The sequence below is a fragment of the Planomicrobium soli genome, from assembly GCF_003014655.1.
Classification (GTDB): Bacteria; Bacillota; Bacilli; order Bacillales_A; family Planococcaceae; genus Planococcus; species Planococcus soli_B.
In genome coordinates this window covers 115,964-137,711 of record NZ_PYAT01000007.1, presented here as the reverse complement: position 1 = coordinate 137,711, position 21,748 = coordinate 115,964, and the positions used below count along the sequence as shown (strand labels likewise).

The 21,748-nt window shown below is 41.2% G+C and carries 24 protein-coding genes; 4 read left to right on the top strand and 20 right to left on the bottom strand.

From position 1 onward, the window contains the following. Positions 1–53: 53 nt before the first annotated feature. From sstT to B0H99_RS10750, 4 genes are all read right to left on the bottom strand, one after another. Positions 54–1,325 carry a serine/threonine transporter SstT gene (gene sstT, locus B0H99_RS10765; RefSeq protein ID WP_106533669.1) on the bottom strand — a complete coding sequence of 424 codons (1,272 nt, stop codon included), beginning with the start codon at positions 1,323–1,325 and terminating at the stop codon, positions 54–56. Between the two features lie 340 nt (positions 1,326–1,665). Further along, positions 1,666–2,826, bottom strand: coding sequence for an iron-containing alcohol dehydrogenase (locus tag B0H99_RS10760; protein ID WP_106533668.1), 1,161 nt, complete (start codon positions 2,824–2,826; stop codon positions 1,666–1,668). Between the two features lie 280 nt (positions 2,827–3,106). Beyond that, a complete protein-coding gene (locus B0H99_RS10755; RefSeq protein WP_106533667.1) occupies positions 3,107–4,066 on the bottom strand; it encodes a VOC family protein in 960 nt (319 codons plus the stop codon). Positions 4,067–4,105: 39 nt separating this feature from the next. Next, positions 4,106–4,498, bottom strand: coding sequence for a DoxX family protein (locus B0H99_RS10750; protein WP_106533666.1), 393 nt, complete (start codon positions 4,496–4,498; stop codon positions 4,106–4,108). 186 nt (positions 4,499–4,684) lie between these two features. Here B0H99_RS10750 and B0H99_RS10745 point away from each other — a divergent pair, with 186 nt between their 5' ends. Continuing rightward, a complete protein-coding gene (locus tag B0H99_RS10745) occupies positions 4,685–5,230 on the top strand; it encodes a helix-turn-helix domain-containing protein (protein ID WP_106533774.1) in 546 nt (181 codons plus the stop codon). Between the two features lie 55 nt (positions 5,231–5,285). Here B0H99_RS10745 and B0H99_RS10740 read toward each other — a convergent pair whose 3' ends face one another. The 5 genes from B0H99_RS10740 to B0H99_RS10720 form a co-directional block, all read right to left on the bottom strand. Next, positions 5,286–6,491, bottom strand: coding sequence for an MFS transporter (locus tag B0H99_RS10740; protein WP_245894511.1), 1,206 nt, complete (start codon positions 6,489–6,491; stop codon positions 5,286–5,288). Between the two features lie 93 nt (positions 6,492–6,584). Continuing rightward, complete coding sequence (locus B0H99_RS10735) at positions 6,585–7,403, bottom strand: MerR family transcriptional regulator (RefSeq protein WP_106533665.1); 819 nt, start codon at positions 7,401–7,403, stop codon at positions 6,585–6,587. A gap of 93 nt (positions 7,404–7,496) precedes the next feature. Continuing rightward, positions 7,497–7,898: a DUF4181 domain-containing protein gene (locus B0H99_RS10730; RefSeq protein WP_106533664.1), complete on the bottom strand. Its 402-nt coding sequence runs from the start codon at positions 7,896–7,898 to the stop codon at positions 7,497–7,499. 142 nt (positions 7,899–8,040) lie between these two features. Continuing rightward, complete coding sequence (locus B0H99_RS10725; RefSeq protein WP_106533663.1) at positions 8,041–8,916, bottom strand: DMT family transporter; 876 nt, start codon at positions 8,914–8,916, stop codon at positions 8,041–8,043. Between the two features lie 136 nt (positions 8,917–9,052). After that, the gene (locus B0H99_RS10720) at positions 9,053–9,814 is read right to left on the bottom strand and encodes a hypothetical protein (RefSeq protein WP_106533662.1); all 762 of its coding nucleotides are present in this window, start codon (positions 9,812–9,814) and stop codon (positions 9,053–9,055) included. Between the two features lie 134 nt (positions 9,815–9,948). On the opposite strand from B0H99_RS10720, the gene B0H99_RS10715 reads away from it, so the two are divergent. Further along, positions 9,949–10,809, top strand: a complete 861-nt coding sequence (locus B0H99_RS10715) for an alpha/beta fold hydrolase (RefSeq protein WP_106533661.1) — start codon at positions 9,949–9,951, stop codon at positions 10,807–10,809. A gap of 58 nt (positions 10,810–10,867) precedes the next feature. Here the strand turns inward: B0H99_RS10715 and B0H99_RS18220 are convergent, their stop codons facing one another. Then, on the bottom strand, positions 10,868–10,987 hold the full coding sequence (locus B0H99_RS18220; RefSeq protein ID WP_425440384.1) for a GNAT family N-acetyltransferase: 120 nt from the start codon (positions 10,985–10,987) through the stop codon (positions 10,868–10,870). A 639-nt stretch (positions 10,988–11,626) separates the two neighbouring features. On the opposite strand from B0H99_RS18220, the gene B0H99_RS10710 reads away from it, so the two are divergent. Continuing rightward, positions 11,627–13,309 (top strand): sensor domain-containing diguanylate cyclase, encoded by a 1,683-nt coding sequence (locus tag B0H99_RS10710; RefSeq protein WP_106533660.1) that lies wholly within the window; start codon positions 11,627–11,629, stop codon positions 13,307–13,309. Positions 13,310–13,814: 505 nt separating this feature from the next. Here B0H99_RS10710 and B0H99_RS10700 read toward each other — a convergent pair. The 8 genes from B0H99_RS10700 to B0H99_RS10665 form a co-directional block, all read right to left on the bottom strand. Continuing rightward, entirely contained in the window at positions 13,815–14,279 is a 465-nt protein-coding gene (locus tag B0H99_RS10700; RefSeq protein ID WP_106533658.1) for a DUF2691 family protein, read from the bottom strand. 104 nt (positions 14,280–14,383) lie between these two features. After that, positions 14,384–14,728, bottom strand: a complete 345-nt coding sequence (locus tag B0H99_RS10695; RefSeq protein ID WP_106533657.1) for a hypothetical protein — start codon at positions 14,726–14,728, stop codon at positions 14,384–14,386. Positions 14,729–15,097: 369 nt separating this feature from the next. After that, positions 15,098–15,451 (bottom strand): histidine kinase, encoded by a 354-nt coding sequence (locus B0H99_RS10690; protein ID WP_106533656.1) that lies wholly within the window; start codon positions 15,449–15,451, stop codon positions 15,098–15,100. Between the two features lie 107 nt (positions 15,452–15,558). Beyond that, positions 15,559–15,849: a hypothetical protein gene (locus B0H99_RS10685; protein WP_106533655.1), complete on the bottom strand. Its 291-nt coding sequence runs from the start codon at positions 15,847–15,849 to the stop codon at positions 15,559–15,561. A 220-nt stretch (positions 15,850–16,069) separates the two neighbouring features. Then, the gene (locus tag B0H99_RS10680; protein WP_106533654.1) at positions 16,070–17,035 is read right to left on the bottom strand and encodes a carbohydrate kinase family protein; all 966 of its coding nucleotides are present in this window, start codon (positions 17,033–17,035) and stop codon (positions 16,070–16,072) included. A gap of 28 nt (positions 17,036–17,063) precedes the next feature. Further along, complete coding sequence (locus tag B0H99_RS10675) at positions 17,064–18,533, bottom strand: glycoside hydrolase family 32 protein (RefSeq protein ID WP_106533653.1); 1,470 nt, start codon at positions 18,531–18,533, stop codon at positions 17,064–17,066. A 499-nt stretch (positions 18,534–19,032) separates the two neighbouring features. Continuing rightward, positions 19,033–19,251 (bottom strand): hypothetical protein, encoded by a 219-nt coding sequence (locus tag B0H99_RS10670; RefSeq protein ID WP_106533652.1) that lies wholly within the window; start codon positions 19,249–19,251, stop codon positions 19,033–19,035. Positions 19,252–19,290: 39 nt separating this feature from the next. Then, the gene (locus tag B0H99_RS10665; RefSeq protein WP_106533651.1) at positions 19,291–19,683 is read right to left on the bottom strand and encodes a hypothetical protein; all 393 of its coding nucleotides are present in this window, start codon (positions 19,681–19,683) and stop codon (positions 19,291–19,293) included. Between the two features lie 285 nt (positions 19,684–19,968). Between B0H99_RS10665 and B0H99_RS18155 the strand changes: the two genes are divergently transcribed. Continuing rightward, positions 19,969–20,103 carry a hypothetical protein gene (locus tag B0H99_RS18155; RefSeq protein WP_281258870.1) on the top strand — a complete coding sequence of 45 codons (135 nt, stop codon included), beginning with the start codon at positions 19,969–19,971 and terminating at the stop codon, positions 20,101–20,103. Between the two features lie 519 nt (positions 20,104–20,622). Here B0H99_RS18155 and B0H99_RS10660 read toward each other — a convergent pair. Together B0H99_RS10660 and B0H99_RS10655 are read right to left on the bottom strand one after the other, a co-directional pair. Further along, the gene (locus tag B0H99_RS10660) at positions 20,623–21,228 is read right to left on the bottom strand and encodes an NADPH-dependent FMN reductase (RefSeq protein WP_181313652.1); all 606 of its coding nucleotides are present in this window, start codon (positions 21,226–21,228) and stop codon (positions 20,623–20,625) included. Positions 21,229–21,250: 22 nt separating this feature from the next. Next, positions 21,251–21,703 carry a MarR family winged helix-turn-helix transcriptional regulator gene (locus B0H99_RS10655; RefSeq protein ID WP_106533650.1) on the bottom strand — a complete coding sequence of 151 codons (453 nt, stop codon included), beginning with the start codon at positions 21,701–21,703 and terminating at the stop codon, positions 21,251–21,253. Between the last annotated feature and the right edge of the window lie 45 nt (positions 21,704–21,748).

Genomic DNA, 21,748 nt, shown 5'->3' with positions numbered 1-21,748 from the left:
GTAATGATTGATTAATTTTTCTTGTACAAGCTTCCTGGAACTTTTTGAACGATTTAGCTATTCACCAAGTTTTTAGAAGGTTTCTTGATATCAAATGCTTTCTTGATGTTTACTTTTTCCCCTTCTTTTAAACGCTTTTTATATTCAGCTGTTGCTGTGAAGAGAACGTCCGTTGACGAGTTAAGCGCTGTTTCAAATGAATCTTGTAAAACCCCGATGATAAAGCCGACAGCAACCACTTGCATTGCAACATCAGCAGGAATCCCGAACAAGCTGCACGCCAATGGGATAAGCAATAGAGAACCACCAGCAACACCAGAAGCGCCACAAGCGCAAACAGCCGCCAAGATGCTCAGAAGAATGGCTGTAGGAATATCCACTTGGATACCGAGTGTATGGACTGCAGCAAGTGTCAGAACAGAAATCGTAACCGCAGCTCCGGCCATATTGACCGTTGCGCCAAGCGGAATGGATACTGAATACGTGTCTTTATCCAAACCTAATTTTTCAGACAACTTCATGTTAACAGGAATGTTTGCAGCAGAGCTGCGTGTAAAGAATGCGGTAATGCCGCTTTCTTTTAGGCATGTAAATACAAGCGGGTACGGATTCTGGCGAATATTTATAAAGACGATGAGCGGATTGATCACAAGAGCCACCAAAAGCATACAGCCGATCAACAAGCCAAGCAATTTTCCGTAGCTTAACAACGACGAAAGGCCGTTTGTTGTAATTGATTCAATCACCAGACCCATGATGCCGAATGGCGCCAACTTAATGACCCAACCTACCATTTTGGCAACCGCATCCGAGAAATTAGTTAGGATGGTTTTTGTTGTATCAGAGGCACTTCTTAAAGCCAGGCCAAGGACAATCGCCCAGGCTAAGATGCCGATATAGTTTGCGTTGGCAATAGCGTTGACAGGATTATCAACAACGTTAAGAACTAAAGTTTTAAGAACTTCTACTACACTGCCAGGAGCCGCCAAATCTTCCGCTCCCTGTGTCAGTGCTATATTTACAGGGAAAATGAAACTAGCAATTACTGCGATTAATCCGGCAAAGAATGTACCCAGCACGTAAAGGAAGACAATCGATTTCATATTCGTCTGCTGGCCTTTTTTATGCTGCGCAATCGACGCCATAACCAAAATCAGAACCAGTACAGGTGCGATTCCTTTTAGTGCACCTACAAATAAAGAACCTAGAATAGTTAAAGATTTTGCTGTTTCAGGAACTGATACAGCCAGGATAACCCCAAGAATCAAGCCAATAGCTATTTGCTTCACTAAACTTATTCGATTCCACATTTTCAAAAGTTTCATACCCATTCCCCTTATTAGTTTCTTATGATACCGCAACACAGCTGAACCCCTGTCATACCTTTCTTCTAGCATCCTCTTATATCAGCGGGAATTATTCAACCTAATCCCATTCTATACAAAGGCAGGTATAGATTAAACAAAATTTTTTATTAAGTCAATTTTTTATTATCTTTTCGCTTATAAATTGCACCTGCGATAATAAGGAAATTACCGTTTCCAATGTTTGCTGTATCTAAAGTAGGAAGGAGAAATTTGCAGCTCGCTTCTTTCGAGATAAAAGGTCATATAGTTGTTAAGGATCATTTCTCATTTGCACCAGCTCAAGTTGTTACTTTAGTGGTTATTCGTTATAGGCCTGTTCAAGAATCTGCAGGTAATCAGCGGCTGTAACTGTACGGACATTGCTTGGAGTCGAGCCGTTTTGCATCGACAATTCAACAAGGCGCGGGAAATCTTCTTCCCGCACCCCAGGCAGATCTTTTAACGCCGGGATTCCAAGCTTTTCTGTAAAAGCCGCAATTCCTTCTATAAGTTGTTGGACTGCAATTTCATCCGAATCCGATTCTTTAGCGAATTTCATATGCCGAGCTATTGTTGCATGCAGTTGTTTGTTCTCCGATGCGTTGAATTTCAGCACATGCGGCAAGAAGACCGCATTCGCAACACCATGAGGAGTGTCGTAAAGGCCGCCAAGCGCTTCCGCTAAACAATGCACCGCCGCCACATCAGCAGAACCAAAACATAGGCCCGCCAATAAGCTGCCTTCCAGCATATCCCGGCGGGCTTCTTCATTTTGGCCATCCCGGAAGACAATTGGCAATGCCGAAACAATAGTTTCCATCGCCCGGGCGCCAAGGGCTTGTGAGATCGAGTTCGTTGCCTTGCATGTATAGCCTTCAATGGCATGGACCAAAGCGTCAACACCGGTAGCCGCAGTAACAGAAGCTGGCACGGTGTAGGTCAATTCGGGATCAAGAACAGCCAAGATCGGACGCAATGAAACATGTTTGAGCGTCATCTTGCGATGAGTAGATGCCTCGGTGATCACTGAGGAACGCGTTACCTCCGATCCTGTTCCCGCCGTAGTGGGAAGGCAGATGATCGGTGCAATATTTATGTAAGGAAGTCGGCCGTCGGCATAATCAGCTGGTGTTCCGCCATTCGGTCCACATAGCGCAATTGCTTTGCCTGTATCCATCGCACTTCCACCGCCGATGGCTACCACAGCACTTGCATTAATATCCCGGAATTGCTCGGCGCCAGCTAAACAGTCGGCATCACGGGGATTAGGGGAAAGCGAATCGAATACCGAAACTTGAAAGCCGGCTTCTTCCAGAGCGGTTTTGATCGGAGCGACCAATCCTGCACGAATCACACCGGGATCACTTACCAGCAGGATAGTTGAGCCTGTGTTCAGAGATTGCAGCATTTCAGGCAGTTGCTGCGCCTTCCCTATTCCGAATTCGATTTGAGTAGAACAAAAATAATTATAGGACTTCATCAATTATTCCTCCAGTTCCATAAAATAAATTTTCCCTTTGAAAATTCGTGCACTAAAAGCCGGACTTTCTTTAAGAAGTGCGCTTAGTATATTTCTATTTAATATACTAAGCCGCATAACAGATAGCCAGCCCATTCTGAAAATGCCGATAGCCATAATCGTCCAGTTAGGCAAATTCAATTAACGGCAGATTAGCATCTTTGATAAGGAGAGCAAAATAAAACCGGCTCTGTTCACAAAAGTGAACGGAGCCGGTTTTATTTTCAACTGAGCAGTGTTATCAGTTTTTCAAAATCAGTTTCAGCTTGATTCCAGAAGGGTCTTCTGTCGTGATCGTCTGATCGTTTTCTTGAAACTGGAAGTTTGCTTTTGTCAGGCCGTTTTTTGCTGCTTCATACTCATCTTGATTGAGGTGAAAAGTAAAATGCATTAATCCCAGTGCATTTTCCGGAGGCTTCGGTATGCCCGTTCCTGCCCATGTATTCATTCCGATATGGTGATGGTATGCGTCCTTCGAAACAAACAGCATGTGGCTGTCTTGAGCAACAATATCAAAACCAAGAGCTTCTACATAAAACTTTTTTGAAGCTTCCAAGTCTGATGCCTGCAAATGCATATGGCCAATTCTAGTTCCCTTGGACAAGCCAGTCCATTTGGCGTCTTTTATTTCGGAAAGCAGTCCTTCAAAATCTAATTGGTTTGTTGCTCCGACATATCCCCCGCTGTTATCCCGTACCCATTCAGCTGAATCTCTATCGGCGTATATCTCAATCCCATTATTATCTGGATCAGCAAGGTATAGGGCTTCGCTGTATTGATGATCCGAAGCGCCCTGCATCGGATAATCAGCTTCCATCAGATGTGTGAAAGCTAAAGCTAAATCCTGGCGGGTAGGCACCAAAATTGCCAAGTGGTATAAACCAGTCGATCTAGATGGCCGTTCAACAAAATCTTCGGATTGCGTTAAAATCAAGTGCGGTGAAACGCCATCGGCAGTTAATTGGACTGTATTGTCATCTTTTTTCAAAATGCTGAACCCGATCAATTTCTGATAAAATTCCACAGATCTCTCCAAATCAGAGACTTGCAGTTCCACATAGCCGATTCTGGGTTCAGAAGCTCCTGTATAAGTAGCCACGTTCATCGCCTCACTCCCTTCTTCCTTTGTTAAAAAAGAGACCAATACAACTAATCCCAAAACTAAGAGTAGAGTAATCAAGATAATTTTTGTTCTGTTCATCTCATGTCACCCAGTGAAATCCTTTTCACGTTTAGCCAATCAATTGTTCCTCGCTTTTGCTAAAACTTGGTCCACGGCGTATAGCTTGCTTCCGTTTAGCAACAGGAAAACCGATATTGCAAGTAAGGCAAGGTCGTATGCATAACCGCCGATAAAGCCAGCTGCGAATTGAACAGTAACAATGGCACCAATCAGAAGCAAAGCAAACAGCCCTCCAACAAGACGAACCCCTAAACCGATAATCAAAGCGATTCCGCCAACAACTTCAAGCCCACCTACCAGATAAGCTAAAAAGCCAGGCAATCCAATGCTGTCAAACCAGCCTGCGATGTTTCCAATCCCACCTCGAAATTTTTCCATGCCATGTGCCAAAAAAATAACTCCTGCCACTACTCGCAGCAGTAATGCGCCAATTCCTTCTCTATTTTCCATTCTTATTCCTCCTATTTTTTAACTAATAACAACAAAATATTCATATTAAGAAACATAAGAGCAAAAAATAAAATGTTTCTTAATAAAGATATATGTTTCTTATAAGATAACAACGCACTTGTCGATTGTCAACGATTTTGCTACTATGAATGTACGTTTCATATCGAGAAAGCTGAGGTGATTATGTTGGACATCGGAAGTAAAATTCGTGCAATCAGAACCAGAAAAAAAATAACCATTGCACAAATGTGTGAATCCACCGGGCTTTCAAAAGGATTTGTCAGTAATATTGAAAACAACAATACGTCTCCTTCGATTAATACGCTCAACACAATAGCAGAGTTTTTAAAAGTGCCCCTTCCTTATTTGCTGCTGGAGCAAAAACAGCATATGCGGGTCATTCGAAAAGACGAAAGACGCATGTCCTCATATAAAAACTTGAAAATCGAGCATTTGACTTCAAAAAAGGGCCTTCGGGTGATGATCGTCGAGTCACCCCCTGGAGTGGCTATTGGCGAAGAGGCGCCTCATGCCCATGAAGGGGAAGAATTCCATCTGGTTCTGCAAGGAAAAGTGTTAGCTGAACAAGGCGAAGACTCTGTTATCGCAGAAGAAGGCGATACGTTCAGCTGGAATGCCAGTGTTCCTCACTTTGTAAAGAATATTGGCGACACCAAATCGGTAATTCTCGTCGCCATTTATTCGGATACAGAATTGGATGACAAGTTATAAAGAGATAAAGAAAGATAGGTAGAGCAGCGATTGCAGCTTTATCTATCTTTTTTGCTTAGAGAAAACTGCCTGTATGCTCACTTTCGCCTACGTAATGCTTCGGCTGCTTTTTTGCCAGGATGAGCGAAACAAGGTAAACCACAAGAAACACGCCGTAAATGAATGAAGCGAAAACGTAGATGGCCTGATAGGAAGCAACGGCCGCTACCAGTCCAAGGACAAAAGAGCCTCCCCCGATGCCCAAATCAAAAAAGTTAAAGAACGAAGCCATCGCATCCTCGTGTTCATGTTCCTCCACCAAATTGATGCACCACGTTTGAATGGCAGGGAAGATGGCACCGAAACCAAATCCATAAAAGACAGCTGCAGCTAAAATCATGCCATCGCTTGATGCAGTGTAAAGCATGAGCAACCCGATGATCGACAGGACCGAACCCGGTATGAGAATAATGGCAGGACCGTGTTTATCGAACAGCTTGCCTGATACCAGCCGGACAACAAAACTTGCCGCCGCTACCAATAAGAAAAACAAGCCCACATGCGAGAACTCCTTCTCCAAGGCATACAAGGCAAAGAACGACATGATTCCTCCAGCGGCAATTCCGATCAGGAAAATAAGCAAGGCCGGAATCAGAACCCGTTTCTCCAGCAGCTTGAATTTCACCGTCCCCTGCTGATCCCTTTCTTTTCCTTCAGGTGCTCTTTTGATAAAGACCGCCATGAATACCGCCAGGAAAAGGACAGCCATTCCGCCTAAAAAGAGGCGCTGGAAGTCGTATAATTCCAGTGTCATGATCCCGACCATCGGCCCGATCGATATGGCTACCGTTTCACCCACACCAAAGTAACCAATGCCCTCACCCCGACGCTCTTTCGGAATAATCTCCGCTGCAAGTGTCGCAAAGTAGGTGGTTACCAAGCCGAACCCAGCGCCGTGAATCAGCCGGACGATCAATAATGCTGTGATATTATTGGCCAGGTAATAACCGCCCGTAGACAAGGCAATCACTGCAATTCCGAAAATCAGCAGCAGTTTCTTATCGAATTTGGAAGCCAGAAGTCCTGCAAATGGGCGGATCAATATGGCAGACAGCATAAAGATTCCCGTTACCAAGCCTACCTGGCTTGCGCCTCCTCCTAAGTTCGTGATAAACAATGGCAGTGTGGGCAGCAGCATTTCGAAAATCATGAAGACCAAGGCATTGGAAATCATGACGAAAATGAAAGACAAGGACCAAATCTTATTTGTTGTATGCACTATTTTTCCTCCTTCTTTTCTTTGATTGAAGCACCTGATAAATGAGGTACTCTTGAAGATCCTTTTCAAACAATAAACCCTCCCCTGAGGGGAGGGTCAACAGTTTAATGGGATTTGAATTTCCGTAAGATGATCTTCTTCCGATTTAGAAATATAATGGTCAATAATGGTTCTTTCAATAGCGTCCCCTTTAATTTGGAACCCATTTTCTTCGATATATGCCAACAGGCTCTTATAATACAGGCGGGAATGTGTATGGTCCCCCCTAAAGTAAATACTGGCATATTTCCCTTTTGGAAAAGAATTAACCAACGGACTTTTAATATCTTCTTCCTCGATCATGATAAAGATGGAATTATATTCATCAAATTCCCTTTTTCTCACCTTATCCATCTCAATGGTCAGCCCGACGCCGCCTATGTAAATGGAAGAATTCATATTCGCAAGATTCTCCAAATGCCTCAATGATAATTCCAGTTCCGGTTCCGAACTGATCCTTTTCAATAGCCTTACAATCCGTCTTTCTTCAACATCTTGTATGGAAGGTACCCCTAATGATTCTATTTTACGGGCAGATTTAATATCATCTATCCTGTTCTGAAATCTGCGATTCACTCGTTCCAATTCCTTGATCTTTTTCTTCGTCAATTCCTGTTGTGTTTCCAACGACTCCAAAAAACTTTCAATATCCCGATGATCGAAGTGTTTCTTAATTTCTTTTAAAGTAAATCCGATTTCTTTCAAATATTGAATGGTATTCAGCAGTTCAAACTGATCCGTGGAATAATACCTGTACCCATTGTTTTCATCAATTTGAATTGGCTCGAGAAGACCGATTTTATCGTAGTACCGTAATGTTTTTATGGTTGTATTGTGGAGTTTGGCCATTTCTCCTATTGTCAGCCTATCTTTCATTTTGATCACCCTTTCCGATTTTCCTACTTACAATATCACAGAAGATTTGGAGGGCTACTAATAGAATGAGTGATTGGACTAATAGAAGAAAAGTCAAAAGCCCAGCAAGTCGAATTGAAAGATTGCAATCAAAGCGATAACCAGAAAAACCATCTCATTGACGGTTATAATCGCTTGTTTAGGATTCCGGGAAGACCTCCATTCAAACGCTGCCCTAACAGCAAAATCGAGAATGATGAGCAAAGTCAATCCAATAAAATATAGAGCGATTTCGAAATCTTTGAATATCACCAAATATAAGAGTGTAAGGTTCGCAATCATAGAACCAATTCTTATCACCCAGTCCACTTTTTGATGCAGTTTATTTATATGGTTATAGGAAAAAAAGTTCTTTTTTTCTTTTTCAATCTTGAATAGTTTTCTCAAAAGAAAATTTGTTATTGAAATTAGTGCAAATAATAGTAAAAGAAAAAGACCGGCTTTCAGCCAAAACATGGGCACCTCTCCTCAAAAATCGAAATATTGGTTTACCTTTTTCTACGGAGAATAAAAAAGAGCGAAAATGAAATGCACAAATCGCTTTGATGAAAATTTGAAAAACCGTTATACAATCGAGAAAAAATTCAGGCCTGCAAGCTTAAGCTATGCTTTTCCTTTTTTTCGCTAAAGCTATATAAGCTCCCGCCATCGCTAAAAGAATACCGATCACCAAATTTACGGTAAATGCAGTTTCCCCCATCAGGACACTGGCAAAACCGCCTATCGCCGGGAACATTGCTACCATATAGCTGCTTTCAGCAGCACCTACGTTTTTAACCAGCAGCAAATAGAATAACCAAGCCACAAATGAGGCAAAAATCGCAAGATACAGCAAGCCGCCCCAGTAATTCAAAGTCATCGGCATGTGCATGTCTTTTCCGCTTATTAATGCAATCGCGCCAATTAGAATAACGGCTGACAGCATGCCGATAGTGTTAGCGGCAATCGGTTCAGTCCCTTTTTTATTATTGAACGTGGATAATGTATCGCCAATTGAAGTGATGAGCGTGCCAAGAAACGCCAAGCCAATGCCTAAAATCACATTTGAAGAAATCTCGTGAAGATCCGGATACAAAATGACAACCACACTAAGCAAGCCTAAAAAGCCGCCGATATAGATTTTCCCTTCGATTTTTGTTTTGAAAACGATACCGATAAAAATAGGTGTCGTAATCGCCTTCAAAGAAAAAATCAGCGTTACTAACGCCGCTGTACTGTAAATTGTGCCATAGTAAAGCAGCAAATAGCTGACAGCGAAATTACAAACACCAAATCCAATAACTGCTAAAAAACTGGTTTCCTTTCTGTTGATTTTGATGCGGCTTATTTTCAATAAAACATAAAAAAGAATGAATGCAATAACGGACCGATAAAGCAATGACGCTTCCAGCGAAGTCTCCGTCCCCTGGATTTTGACCGCAATAAAATTCAGTCCCCATATAAACATACAGGCTATATACATGAAATGATTCAACTGGAACTTCTCCCTTGGAAAATTGCTAACGTGTTTTATAAAATTCTTGAACGCTGTTTCACTGCAACAGTTTAGAACAGCCCAGACTTGAAACTCTTGGAAAATGAAAAAACAGCTTCAAAGCAAGCAGTTGACCTTATGGGGTTCTTTTTACACTCGGCCTAAAAGCCCTTACTTCATGATTCAAAATAGTAACAAACAAAAAATCATGGCGATGGAAAATCGCCTTTGTTTTAGTTGAAAACTTACCGGGATATTCCGAAACGCGCCCTGCAGTTTCAAACTCCCATAACCGCAGCTTGTGCTCTTCAATAAAAGCACCGAATTCATGGGTTAAGGCAAAAGCGATAACATTGCCCGTATCAAACGGAACTTCGATGGTTCTTTCCCTTTCAAGCTGCTCGTTTAAGAAAAGCAATCTATTGGTTTGCCAGTTCAGGCATGCGTAAGGTTTATAGCGAGCAAAAAGCGCCTCGTACAGAAGGTGATTTTGGTCGGCAATGGCCGCATAGGACTCTGGCTTACCAAGTGGCGCGGCGTAGTTTAATCTGTTCTTCCCCAGCTTCTTCCCAAACACGCCTTCGTCACCATAAACACAAAGAACGCCCTGTTTATACGGAATCAACTCAAAGACATCTTCGCCGACATCCTTTTCGGAAACCAATCTGCCCCCTAGTGTATAAAAAGATAAGGTCGAATCTTCCAAAAGACAAAAGTGCTCTTTTGTAAATCGAATCTTACGAAAACCTGTCGTGCAAGTCAATATCGTGTTGCTATTCAATTGGACAATATTTTCGCCTCTGCCTTTCAACAAGACAATTACATCACTTTTCTTGCAGTCCGCATCAATAATGCGCCGCTCTTTGCTTGTAAAAATCGTTTCTTCTTCCATAATCATTACAGCAATCTTCCTTCCTTCTTGTGCCGTTCATTTGTTCATTGCTAGAATACAAACTGTTTTTCCCTTAGTGCTTTTATGACAAGATTCTTTAGGGTACATTTTAGTTGAACCATGAAAAAGGAGGGAAACACATGTTATTCGAAAACTTCCATTTACACACGATTGATACCGGTGAAGTAAAAATTCGATTGCGCTATGGTGGTGATGGCCCTCCACTCCTCTTGCTTCATGGCCATCCTCAAACCCACGTGATGTGGCATCATATAGCGCCGCTTTTAGCAAAAGAATTTACAGTCGTCATGCCCGATCTAAGAGGTTACGGGGATAGTTCCAAACCTCAAACAACAAGCGATCATTTTACTTATTCCAAACGTGCGATGGCCAGAGACCAAATAGCAGTGATGAAAGAATTCGGGTTTACACAATTTGCCGTCGCCGGCCATGACAGGGGCGGCAGGTGCGCCTATCGGCTGGCTCTCGATTTTCCGGAAGCGATTACGAAGCTTGCTGTCTTAGACATCATTCCAACCGGAGAAGCATTCCGGCATATCAATAAAGAATTTGCGATGGGCTTCTGGCACTGGTTCTTTTTGGCGCAACCTTACGACCTTCCCGAAAAATTGATTGGTGAAAATCCGGGCAATTTCTATTTTCGTGGGAACAGAAGCATATTTCATCCTGAAGCCTTGGCAGATTATTTACGCTGCATTCATCAACCCGGTACAATTCATGCTATGTGTGAAGACTATCGGGCTGGCGCATCCATTGATTTCGATTTGGATAAAGCAGATCGTGGTGTAAAAAAAATAACTTGTCCCGTATTGGCTTTATGGAGCAATGAAGGGGAACTTCCCCAGTGGTATGATGTATTGTCGGTTTGGCGAGATTGGGCCTACGAAGTAAATGGGTGTGGCATAAACTGCGGCCATTATTTAGCGGAAGAGGCACCTGAAGAAACTTACCAGCAACTATATAACTTTTTCAAAGTTTAGGCTGTATTATCAAACCGTGCTTCTTAACTGATGTTATTCAAATTAACTTTGACATGTACTATTCATCAATATACTTGCCGTCAACCAGCAACGAGTCTCTTTTTGCCCAATCAATTACATGTAAAAACAAAGCTCTCCCTACTCCTTTTCCTCGACCGTTACTGTGGACGCCTACGATAATATATGCCTGGTGAGAAATCCGCTTGGGTTTCTCACTTTAAATCTCTAGATACCCGACAATCTGATTCTCCTCATCAGCAATGAATATTCCTGATTTTTTATTTCCATTTGCGGTTTTAATGAAGTTTGCATATGGTTCAACAGCGATCTTACTTTCATCAGGATCGAATAACATGTATCCCTATGCTTTCGCATTTTTCATTACCCAATAATTGAAGCCGCATCGCTTTTAACCGCTTTACGAATTTCCAACTTTATATGCATTCTTCAATTTAATGAATTGGCTATATAGATATTAACATTAATTTACAATCACTCTTATAAAAACCGCTTAATTTTTTCCTGCTAAAATAAAAAACAAATGTTCGATTTTTTGTAAAATAGTTTAATAGGATAAGCAAGCTTTTTAGATGATTAATATGTTAAAATATTCCTAATACTTTTTTTATAGACATATCAAAAGCTCTATTTTTCTATACATTCATCAATTAAACAAGTTTTATGATGGTTATCCAGCATTTTGCAACAGTCTGCGTCGTGTAAGCAACGGCAGAGCAAGCATATAACTCATTGAATGACAGAAACCATGATTTTTTAGATAAAAAAATTATCTTTAGTTATTGAGGGAGATGAAACCATGCCACACTTTCCAGAAAAAAATGGACCGGACATTGCAGGAGCTGCAGCTCTTTTTGATTATATACAGGATTTGGTTTTTTTAATGGAGGAAAATCAAGGGACCTTTCGCTACGTTTATGCAAATCCAGCTGCTTTCAAAATTTTGCAGCTCCAGGAAAACATTGTTGGAAGCCCAATAGAAGATGTAATGTCTTCTGAGCAGACCGAATTACTGATTCGGTATTACCGCCAAGTTCAAACGACGAAAAATCCAGTCGAGTTTACTGAAAAGATAGACGCTGAAAATAGGGAACTTATAGGAGAAACTGTGCTTAACCCCATTGTGACAGAGGATGGCCAATGCAAATACATTCTGGCCATAGTAAGAGATGTGACAGAGAGGGAACTGGCAAAAAGAGCTTTGATTGAAACAAAGGAAAAACTTGAAGTCTTTTGGGAAAATGCCACAGACCCTGTGTTTTTCATCAATACAAAAGGCGAAATTATAAAAGTCAATCCGGCCTTTGAAAAAACCTTTGAGTACAGTGAAGAGGAGATGGTGAATCAGAAAGGGTCTATCGTTCCATTGCATATGAAATCCGATCCTAAAGCCATCGTTGAAAGAATTCTAAAAGGCGAAACGGTGAATTCACACGAGACCATCCGGTTGACGAAAAGCGGCAACCCGTTGAATATCATTTCTTCCTATACCCCGGTCCGGAACGCGAACCGGGACATCATTGGGGCAACCATCTTCTACAAAAACGTGACGGAACTGAAAAAAGCTGAAAAGGATCTGCAGAAGAGCCAGGAGAAATACAAGCTCATCACGGAAAGCGCGTTTGATATCATCACGTTGATCGATTCCGCAGGCTTGATCGAATACGTGTCGCCTTCCAACGAGAAGATCCTAGGCTATCCGGATTCCGCGTATATCGGGAACCCGTTCACCACCAACGTGCATCCGGAGGATGCGTTCGGCCTGATCGAAACGGTTACGTCCCTGATGGACGGCGACAAGCCAGCTACCATCGAAGTGCGCTTTCAGCACCAGGACGGCCAGTGGATTTGGATGGAAGTCTCTCCTACGCCGGTCCTGACGGACGGAAATGTGATGCAGGTCCTGACCATTGCGCGCGACATCACCGAGCGGAAGCGGCTGCAGGACAAGATCGCCAAAATGGCCTTCTTCGACCATTTGTCGGGCATCCCCAACCGCCGCACCTTTGACAACCGGCTGCAGGCGGCCATCCAGCAAGCGGACCGGTCCGGCAAAAAAGTTGCGGTCCTCCTGATGGACGGGCGCAAGTTCAAACAGATCAACGATCGGTTCGGCCACGATACAGGAGACGCGGTCATCAAGGAAATGGCGATCCGGCTCCAAGCCGCGGTCCGGCCGGTCGATACGGCCGCCCGCCTGGGCGGCGATGAGATGGGCGTGGTCTTGCCCGAACTGGATTCGCTGGACCTTGCCGAAGAGACAGCCAAACGCATTCTAGCTTCTTATGAAGAGCCGTTCACGTTCAATGGCTACGACATCAAAATGGGCGCCGGCATCGGCATTTCCCTGTATCCGGATCATACGGCCAATGAAAAGCAGCTGATAAAATTTGCGGACCTGGCGCTGTACGAAGCGAAAAAAGCGGACCGGGACGAGTACGTAATCTACGGAAGAACTTTACTGGATAATGTCCTCTTCTAAGAATAAGAAATAACAATAAAAGCCTGGAAGAAAGCCTTTCGATCGGTTTTCTTCGAGGCTTTATTATAAAAATGCTATATATGTGGAACTTATTATCTTTAGTTGTTAATATTTCTCATTTGTTTTTTGCTGTAATTATTGCATGGAGCCGCTCTGTTATTGTTTGAAGTGAGAAAACAAAAAGATAAGCGATTACTCAAGGACGTAAAGGAGACGATGAAAGTGAGATTATACTGGAATCTATCAGATAGAGAGAAATTCATCCGGTCACTTTGGACAGGTATATTAGCGTTACTGTTTTTATATTTTGCTGCTTACACTTATGAAGGCAGTTTATTCATTAAACTTTATTTACCGGTAATCGTAACTATAGGTATGTTGATATCATTAATTTATAAATTTCGGAAATACAAAAAATAGAGCAAATTAAAAGTAGTTGAATCTTATTAATACCGAAAGCGAAAATAGTTGGCGGTTTAACGATCTTCGAGTAACGTCTTCTTTTTCACCATACCGAAAGCCTTGTCCTAGGGTCATTTTCAGCGGTTATATATTCAATGCTTTCAAATCCCCAGGTGATTGCGTTGTTGTGGATTGATTCGATTGTCTCCTGATTTTTGCAATAGATTGTGGCGTAACTGCAATCAACGACCAGCAGGACCAGTTCACAGCTGCTTTCAAGAAATTCTTCAAAAGTTTCAACTCGTGCGACTCTATTTTTTGGAAACGCTTGTAGATCGGCGAAAATAATATAATACTTGTTCACATCCAGTAGATTCTTTAGTCTTCTCCCTTCGATGACATTTTTGTCATCCAAGAATAGCTCTTTGTCCAATTGGTCATTAACCACTCTATAGGTCTCGCCACTTCCAATTCGCCAGTCAAAAGCAGCAACATCAACAGGCTCTAGTATCTCCCAAAGAAACTTGCCATACTCATTTGGAATCTCAAAGCTGATTCCTCTTCTCATCGATTTGTCCTCCTAAAATATGAATCCGAAAAAATAGACAGCCAACCTCAACACTCTCTCAACTAATAGGCTTTTAAATGAAGCACAAAGCATTTGCCTCTAATCTATTTTCTAATAGTCAATAATTGCCCTTCGTTCAGCAGCAATTGTTTCGGTTCATTAAGTTTGGAAAACGCGATCAGGGATTTTTCTTGCACTTTAAGTTCCACCAGATTCGAATTCAGCAAATGTGCTACCTGAATGACACAGTTTTCATAACGCGCCATATGATTCGAAATATATTGATGTAATTCTCGTAATTGCCAGCTTTTCTCCACGCCATTGTAAATTTCTCTTTGAACAGGAAAGTCAAAGCCAGGAATAGCCATTGGATCCGTCTTAAAAAATTCAAGAGAGCTGTTTCCATCTAATAGGTTTTGATCTGAAGCTAGATAATAATAGTACGTCATATTGCACCTGCCCGATTCAGAAATTACAATTGTTTTTGCTTTTAAAGGATTTTATTGCTTTGGTTCGGGAAATTTATCTATCAAGATCCCACTAGCCATCACTGAAAATCCAAAGGCAGCTGAATACCTGAAAAAATCATGATCCGAATACCCCAATACGTACAGTAAACCAATACAGCTAATTCCAATTCCTAAGAAGAAACAGAAAGTGCCGATTCTTTTGAGCAGTAAAATTCTTCTCTCCCCCTTATTCTAGAGTTCAACATGGCACATAACTGCATCTAAGTTTTATTCAATTTCATATAGAATCTTTCTTTTGCAGACAGTGTTTAAGGTTCGTTTTTACTAATAATACTGTATAAAAAATAACTATTCTTGGTCCTCGTGTTCATATAAATAATTCATGAACCCGTCATGGAGTTCACCAGACTTACGTAATGACTCGTTTTTTTCTAAATCAATCAAATCCACGGAATAAGGCAAAGTACCATATCCATCAATCATTTCCATCATTCTATATATGACCGTTTCAACCACTTCATTTTGGACTTTAGAGAAAGCCCTTACTTCTTCATCCGTGCTAAGTTTCTTATGAAGTAATTTGTATTCCTCTTTTAAAGGGCTGTTCTTTGGTAATCTCAAAAAGCATTCAGAATCGCCTACGCATACATCCTTAATATTCTTTAATTCCTTAAACAGTAGTTCTTTTTTTCTGTCCAACATACATCCCCTCCTTTAATCCCTTTTACTTCTGTTGATTTTAGCAAAAGAAAAAGAACCTCAGCAGCAGGCTTTCCAGTTATCTGTCTGCAACCAACATTATCTTTAGTTTAAGACAACGGCTTTCCTTTTTTTACTTCTCCAATCCATTCAGCTATTTCTTCATCGCCATGAAAATAAACAGTTGGCTCTATTTCCAAGTCAATTGCCAGAAGAAAAATGAGATTAGAATGTACTTCATTTTCAATTGAAGATAATTGATTTCTATTGTCAAAGTTCTCTACCCATCGGTATGCCCATATGCTGAATTCTTCTCTCGACAAGCTTCCACTCAGCACATGTTTCAATTTGTCTATTATATCAATTTGTGTTGGCTGTTTTACATATGACAGTACAATCACCTTTTTCATCCCTTATTTTATTCACTAACATACTAGCTTAGCCTTTAACTGGCCTAATCCTTTGTGCAATAAAAAAGGAGCAGGATTTAACCCCACTCCGTCTTTTGCATGAATCGATGCACGTAGTCATCATGCTACTTTTCTTCTGGAATTTCGCACCATAAAACCAGAACGTTCTTCACCTTGTTTACTATAGGATTGGATAGATCTATTATTTATTTTATCCTATTAATTCCAATACCTGTTCTTTGGAGGGAATGGAAGTAATTGCCCCTTTTCCAGTAGTAGTCAAGGCACCGCTAGCATTTGCAAATGCCAAAATTTCTTCATAGTGTGTGCTTGCTATAAGCTCAAAATTGGCTTGATCTGCATTTTTATCCAATAGTTGATACAAGAAACCGCCGATAAACGCATCTCCCGCACCAGTGGTATCCTCTACTTTTACAGAATATCCCGCAGATGAATATTTTTCGGTCTGTACGTAGAGGTCCGCACCTTTTTCGCCTTTTGTAAACACCACCAGCTTTACATCGCCGGTAAACAAGGATGCAATTGCTTGTTTTTCATCCTCTATACCCGTGATGAATTCCAGTTCTTCATCAGAAACTTTAACAATATGCGCCAGCGGGATAAATTCCAGGATTGTGTTTCTGCAGTCTTGGGGATCGTCCCAAAGAGGAAGACGCACATTGGGATCAAAGCTGATGATTCCGCCACGATCCTTGGCTGATTGAATCGCTTTAACATGTGCTTGTTTCATCGGGCTTTCAACCAAATCCACAGAGCAAAAGTGCAGTATATCCCCTTGATTGAACCAATCGGCGTTTATTTCTGAATCTGCCAGGAGTAAATCCGCAGAAGGGTTTCGGTAAAATGAAAAATCTCGTTCCCCATTTTCGCGCAGCGATACAAAGGCTAGTCCGGTATTCGCTTCTTTTGTTCTTAGTACTTTATCTGTGCTGACACCGGACTTTTTAAGTTGTTCCAGAAGAAAATCGCCAAATGCGTCTTCTCCCAGTTTGGTAATCAGTGAAGCATTTCCGCCAAACTTTGCAACAGCAACAGCAACATTTGCTGGAGCACCGCCCGGAACCCGCTCAAAAGAGATAACATCTTTTAATGCGATTCCTTTTTGCTGGGGAATAAAATCTATTAAAATTTCGCCGATAGAAAGTAAATTTCCCATTCCACACCTCTCTCTAAATATTCCCCCATTAAAAGTCCCACTTTACCGCCTTAAATGCCGCACATCCACCTGCTGCAAAAAAGCGGATTTCTCTGCTTTTTATATCAGGAAAAATGCGGGAGGTGAATACTTCCTCTCCGTCGTTTACGAAAATTTCCACGGATGAAGTATCGACAAACAAATGAAACTTGATTTTCCCTCCAGGCATTTGGCATTTCCTTTCTGTTCCATACCCTTTTCCTACCTCTTTGCCGGAAAGCGAACGGTCCAGTATCACTTTCCCTTGAGCCGCATCATATTTGATAACCGTTTTTTCTTCTTCCCCTGCCCGGAATTCGATCCCATATTCAACGGCATCTCCACTTTCGATCTCACAAATAAGTTCATAGGTAACGCCAGAAAATCCATCGTACGTTTTCTTTTCATTTGATAGTGTACCTGCTGCTTCGGCTTTCCCTTTGCGAAGATATTGGAGTTCCTGAACCGGTTTTTGCACCAGTTTACCGTTTTGAACCGATAATTCCCTCGGGATTGTCAAGCAGTGCGCCCATCCATTTATGTCACTTGGATACTCGTTTTCAGGCAAACCCATCCAAGCGACTACAATACGTCTGCCAGCAGAATCTTGCATTGTGTGAGGGGCATAAAAATCAAAACCCCTGTCAAATTCCACAAAACTTCCATGAGTCAATTCTTTCTGTTGCAGATCCAGCTTCTCTCCCAGCACATAGCCAGATTGGTAAATGTTTTGATAGTTATCTCCTTTAGGCTCCAATCCTTGCGGAGAGAAAAGCAATATCCCTTGATTTTCTATTTCAAAATAATCCGGACACTCCCACATATAGCCGAAGTGATCCAATTTCGTCGTGAGTTCTCCTTCAAAATTCCATTCCAACAAGTCAGAGGAACTCATTAAGCCGACACATCCGATTTCATCTGTTTTTTGAGCTCCGATTACAGCGTAAAATCGTTCTCCCTCTTTCCACACTTTCGGATCACGAAAATGTTCCGTATATCCTTCAGGCACTTTATCGAAAACCGATTTTTCCAATTTAGTGATTGTTCCATCCGAGTCCATAACTGCTATACATTGATGCGGGTTTCTAATAAAGTTTTCATCCCTTGTATTGCCGGTATAAAATAAATATATTTTTCCATCATGCTCAATGGCACTTCCAGAATAGGCTCCATGACTGTCAAAATAAGCGTCCGGTTTAATGGCTATCCCTGCATTTTCCCAGTTCACAAGGTCTTTTGACTTGGTATGATACCAATATTTCAGTCCATGGAAAGGACCTAACGGATGCCATTGATAAAACAAATGGTATTCCCCCTTGTAAAAACAAAAACCGTTTGGATCATTAAGAAGGCCTGAAATTGGTTGAATATGAAAAGTTTGCCGCCAAGAACAGTTATTGACCCTTAAGATCAGTGCATCAATCTCTTCCTGGCTTACCTCCTCTATCCGGATATATTTTTTTATTTTTTGTAATTCCATCTGTATTAGGCTCCTTTTAGTAAAAGCAAAATTCCCATTGCTGCCGGTCCAATAAAACTCTTCTTTCACAAGTACATAAAAGCTGAACAAACTTCAACTGGCATCACAAAAATTATCCTTCGCTAAATCGGGCATCTCTTTTTTGATGGTTTATCACTCCCTCCAAATTCTTTTCACTAAAAGAGTCTGTCGGAATGGCCATTAATCCAGTCACCATTCTTTTCAAAGCCCGTAGTTTTTTAGTTAAAACGATTTTGCTGTAAGCTCTCTTCTCTAGCTTGCCATATAATTCAACTGATACTTTCAGATTCTTCTTTACGAGCTGGGCTCCTACAAAATTTCCATTATTTTTAATATTCTTTCTTTAAATATAACTACATATTGACCTAATTGCTAATTTATTTTCATAAAAAACCGAACATAAAACTACACTTTTGTGAACACATAAAAAAGAAACTTATTGCTAAGTTTCTTCCGTTAACTCTATGACAACCTGATTTTATGGTTCTTGTTTTCCCCTCTCAATATTTTCACTTTTTTTGTTATTTTTAAAGAGAACGTAAATAATATTGGCAAAAACCAATAGTATAAGAGCAGTCAAACAACCTAATACAACATATATACTGGGATTTACAAGTAGACCACCAATAATCCCCCCAATAAAGGATAGTAAAGCATATCCGCTGATTTTCCATTGAGAAGATAAAATTTTCTTCAAAGCCTATCTCCCTCTTCCTTACTCTTTTTTAATCCCACTTTACTTAAGTATTCTCTTTAAATCGTCCGTTTGTTCCTTGGTTAAGGCAAAAAAACCTTGATCTCTCTCCCCACTCGATAAAAAGGCACTGCCGTCATTTTCATACCATATATAACGCCAGATTTCTGAGACGCTTTCTTGAGGCCTGTCTATTGTGAAGACAACGTCTGGCTCCCTTGTTAAATCTTTCGGCTGCTCGATCTCCTCTTCCATTTCAAGGACCGTCCGTAAGTCTGTTATGGCTCTTGAATCTGTAATATCAGTATGGAACTCTGCACCAGTGGTCCCATTGCTAATAAAAGGAGTGCCAACGCGAATTACTTCGTCAGGAGCACACCCTGCCATTGTTATTGACATAATGACGGTTACAATAAATAAAATTGATTTTCTCAAGTGAGCCTCCCTCTTTCCTGTAACTTTTAAGTTCAGTTTTTATAAAAAAAGAATTTTCTGATTAGTATAAGTTTAACATAATTTCCCACTCATTTAACTTCTGAACTAAGAAAATGGCAGCCAATTAGCCAAGGCTGGCAGACGGTCTTCACTTTGTCTGTATTAAAGCGCATTATCTGGATAGATGTCTTGGAAACCATTTCCGGCACGGTCTAAAATGCAGCCATTCTTTATGTATTTGTTAGTGACACCCTGCTGGCGAATGAGAAATGGGGGGATTCATCAATGGGCCTTTTTCTGGGGTTGATCGGCGGCAGCCTGTTCTTTTTGCGATTTTCAAACTGGATCAAACAGAAACTCAGCCAGTTTATTTTTTGGTGGCAATCCTCAGCAGTTTGGTCATTATCTGCTTCGGGATAACCTTCGGCGCTGCTTCCCTCTTAATAGGGGTCTTGGCAGATGCATGTGGCATTAACAGTATCTTTCTCTTGTCCGGACTTTTATTGGCAGTGCAGCCTGTTTGCTTACAAAGGCAGAATCTTATTATGGCGGACCATGTAAAGCAAATATTAATAGCAGGGAGACATTCGGCAGCATCTCGAATGTCTCCCACCTATTTGTGTAGCTTCTTATAAGTGATAATATGCAAATCAGAAATTAATTTGGTTCATAAGCTATTTATGCTGTCTAAGATTTACAATCACCACACAAGCTGTGATTTTGTTTTTTATATTATAAAGTTTGATATTCTATATAAATACCAACTAATCTAATTCCTATACAGCTAGTAATCGAATAAAGGAGCAAGATAAAGAAAAGCACCTCGTGCCGAAATATCATATTATTTAAAAGGATTAAATGGATAGTTTCAAGTTAACCAGCAAATGCAAAAAAACTCGCAAAATATGATTTTTGCGAGTTCCTTTAGATTTAAAAATATTAACGGATGGTTTTCAAAGCTGTTGACCACGGGATGACCTGATCCAGCATCTGGTTTACGGAATCGGCTTGGACTGGAGCTGCTTTCAGTTCCGCCCCGTTTTCAAAATCAGTGAATAGCGACAATGCCGGATGGACACGTACATCCGCCACTGACAATTCCCCCAAAATACCGCGCAAATGTTCTGCCGCGCGTGCGCCGCCGACGGCACCATAGGATACGATGCCTGCCGCCTTGTTGTTCCATTCCACGCGCAAATAATCCAATGCATTTTTCAATGATCCTGTGATCGAGTGGTTGTATTCCTGTGCGATGAAGACAAAGCCGTCCTGTGCTGCTACCGCTTGGGACCATGCCGCAGCGCCTGATGCATCTCCGCCGTTTTCGCCAAGCAATGGCAATTTGTAGTCCGCGATGTCGATGATAGTATAATTCGCATCTCCGCGTTTGTCAGCCAACTCTTTTACCCAGTTTCCTACTTGCGGGCTTAAGCGCCCTTCCCGTGTTGATCCTAAGATGATGCCGATGTTCAGTTTTGCCATTGTTGTTTCCTCCTCTTGTGGTTGTGCTTGTTGTGTTCCAAATAATTTATCGAAAAATCCCATTTAATTTTTTCGCCTCTTTCTTTTATGCCTTTAGCTCTTCAGCAGCAAGACCAACCGACTTTAACAAAGCGGTTAATTGTTCCTTTTGGCCTTCGTCTAATACAGCCAGATTTTCCACGATCATTTTTACATGCTTCGGAAATATATTATTAAACAGATCCTGTCCTTTTTTTGTGAGAATCACTTTGCAGTAGCGTTTGTTTTCATCCTCGATTTCACGTTTAACAAATTCTTTTTTTTCCAACTTGTTGACCACATACGTGATGCTTCCACTTGGGATATCCAACTTCTCACTGATTTCTTGAATATAGTGTGGTCCTTTACTGTAAAGGAGCTCCATGACCATGAAATTCTCCAGTGTCAAGCCATGCGCCATAATGTCCTTCGTTACATTATCAAAAAGTGCTTTCGATGCTTTTGCCCATATTCTAAACAGCTTCAATTCTTTCTCGCCGTACTCCAAATTTTGTTCCATCTATCTATCGCCTCCGACATTTCTTTATCTTCAGCATAAAAGATT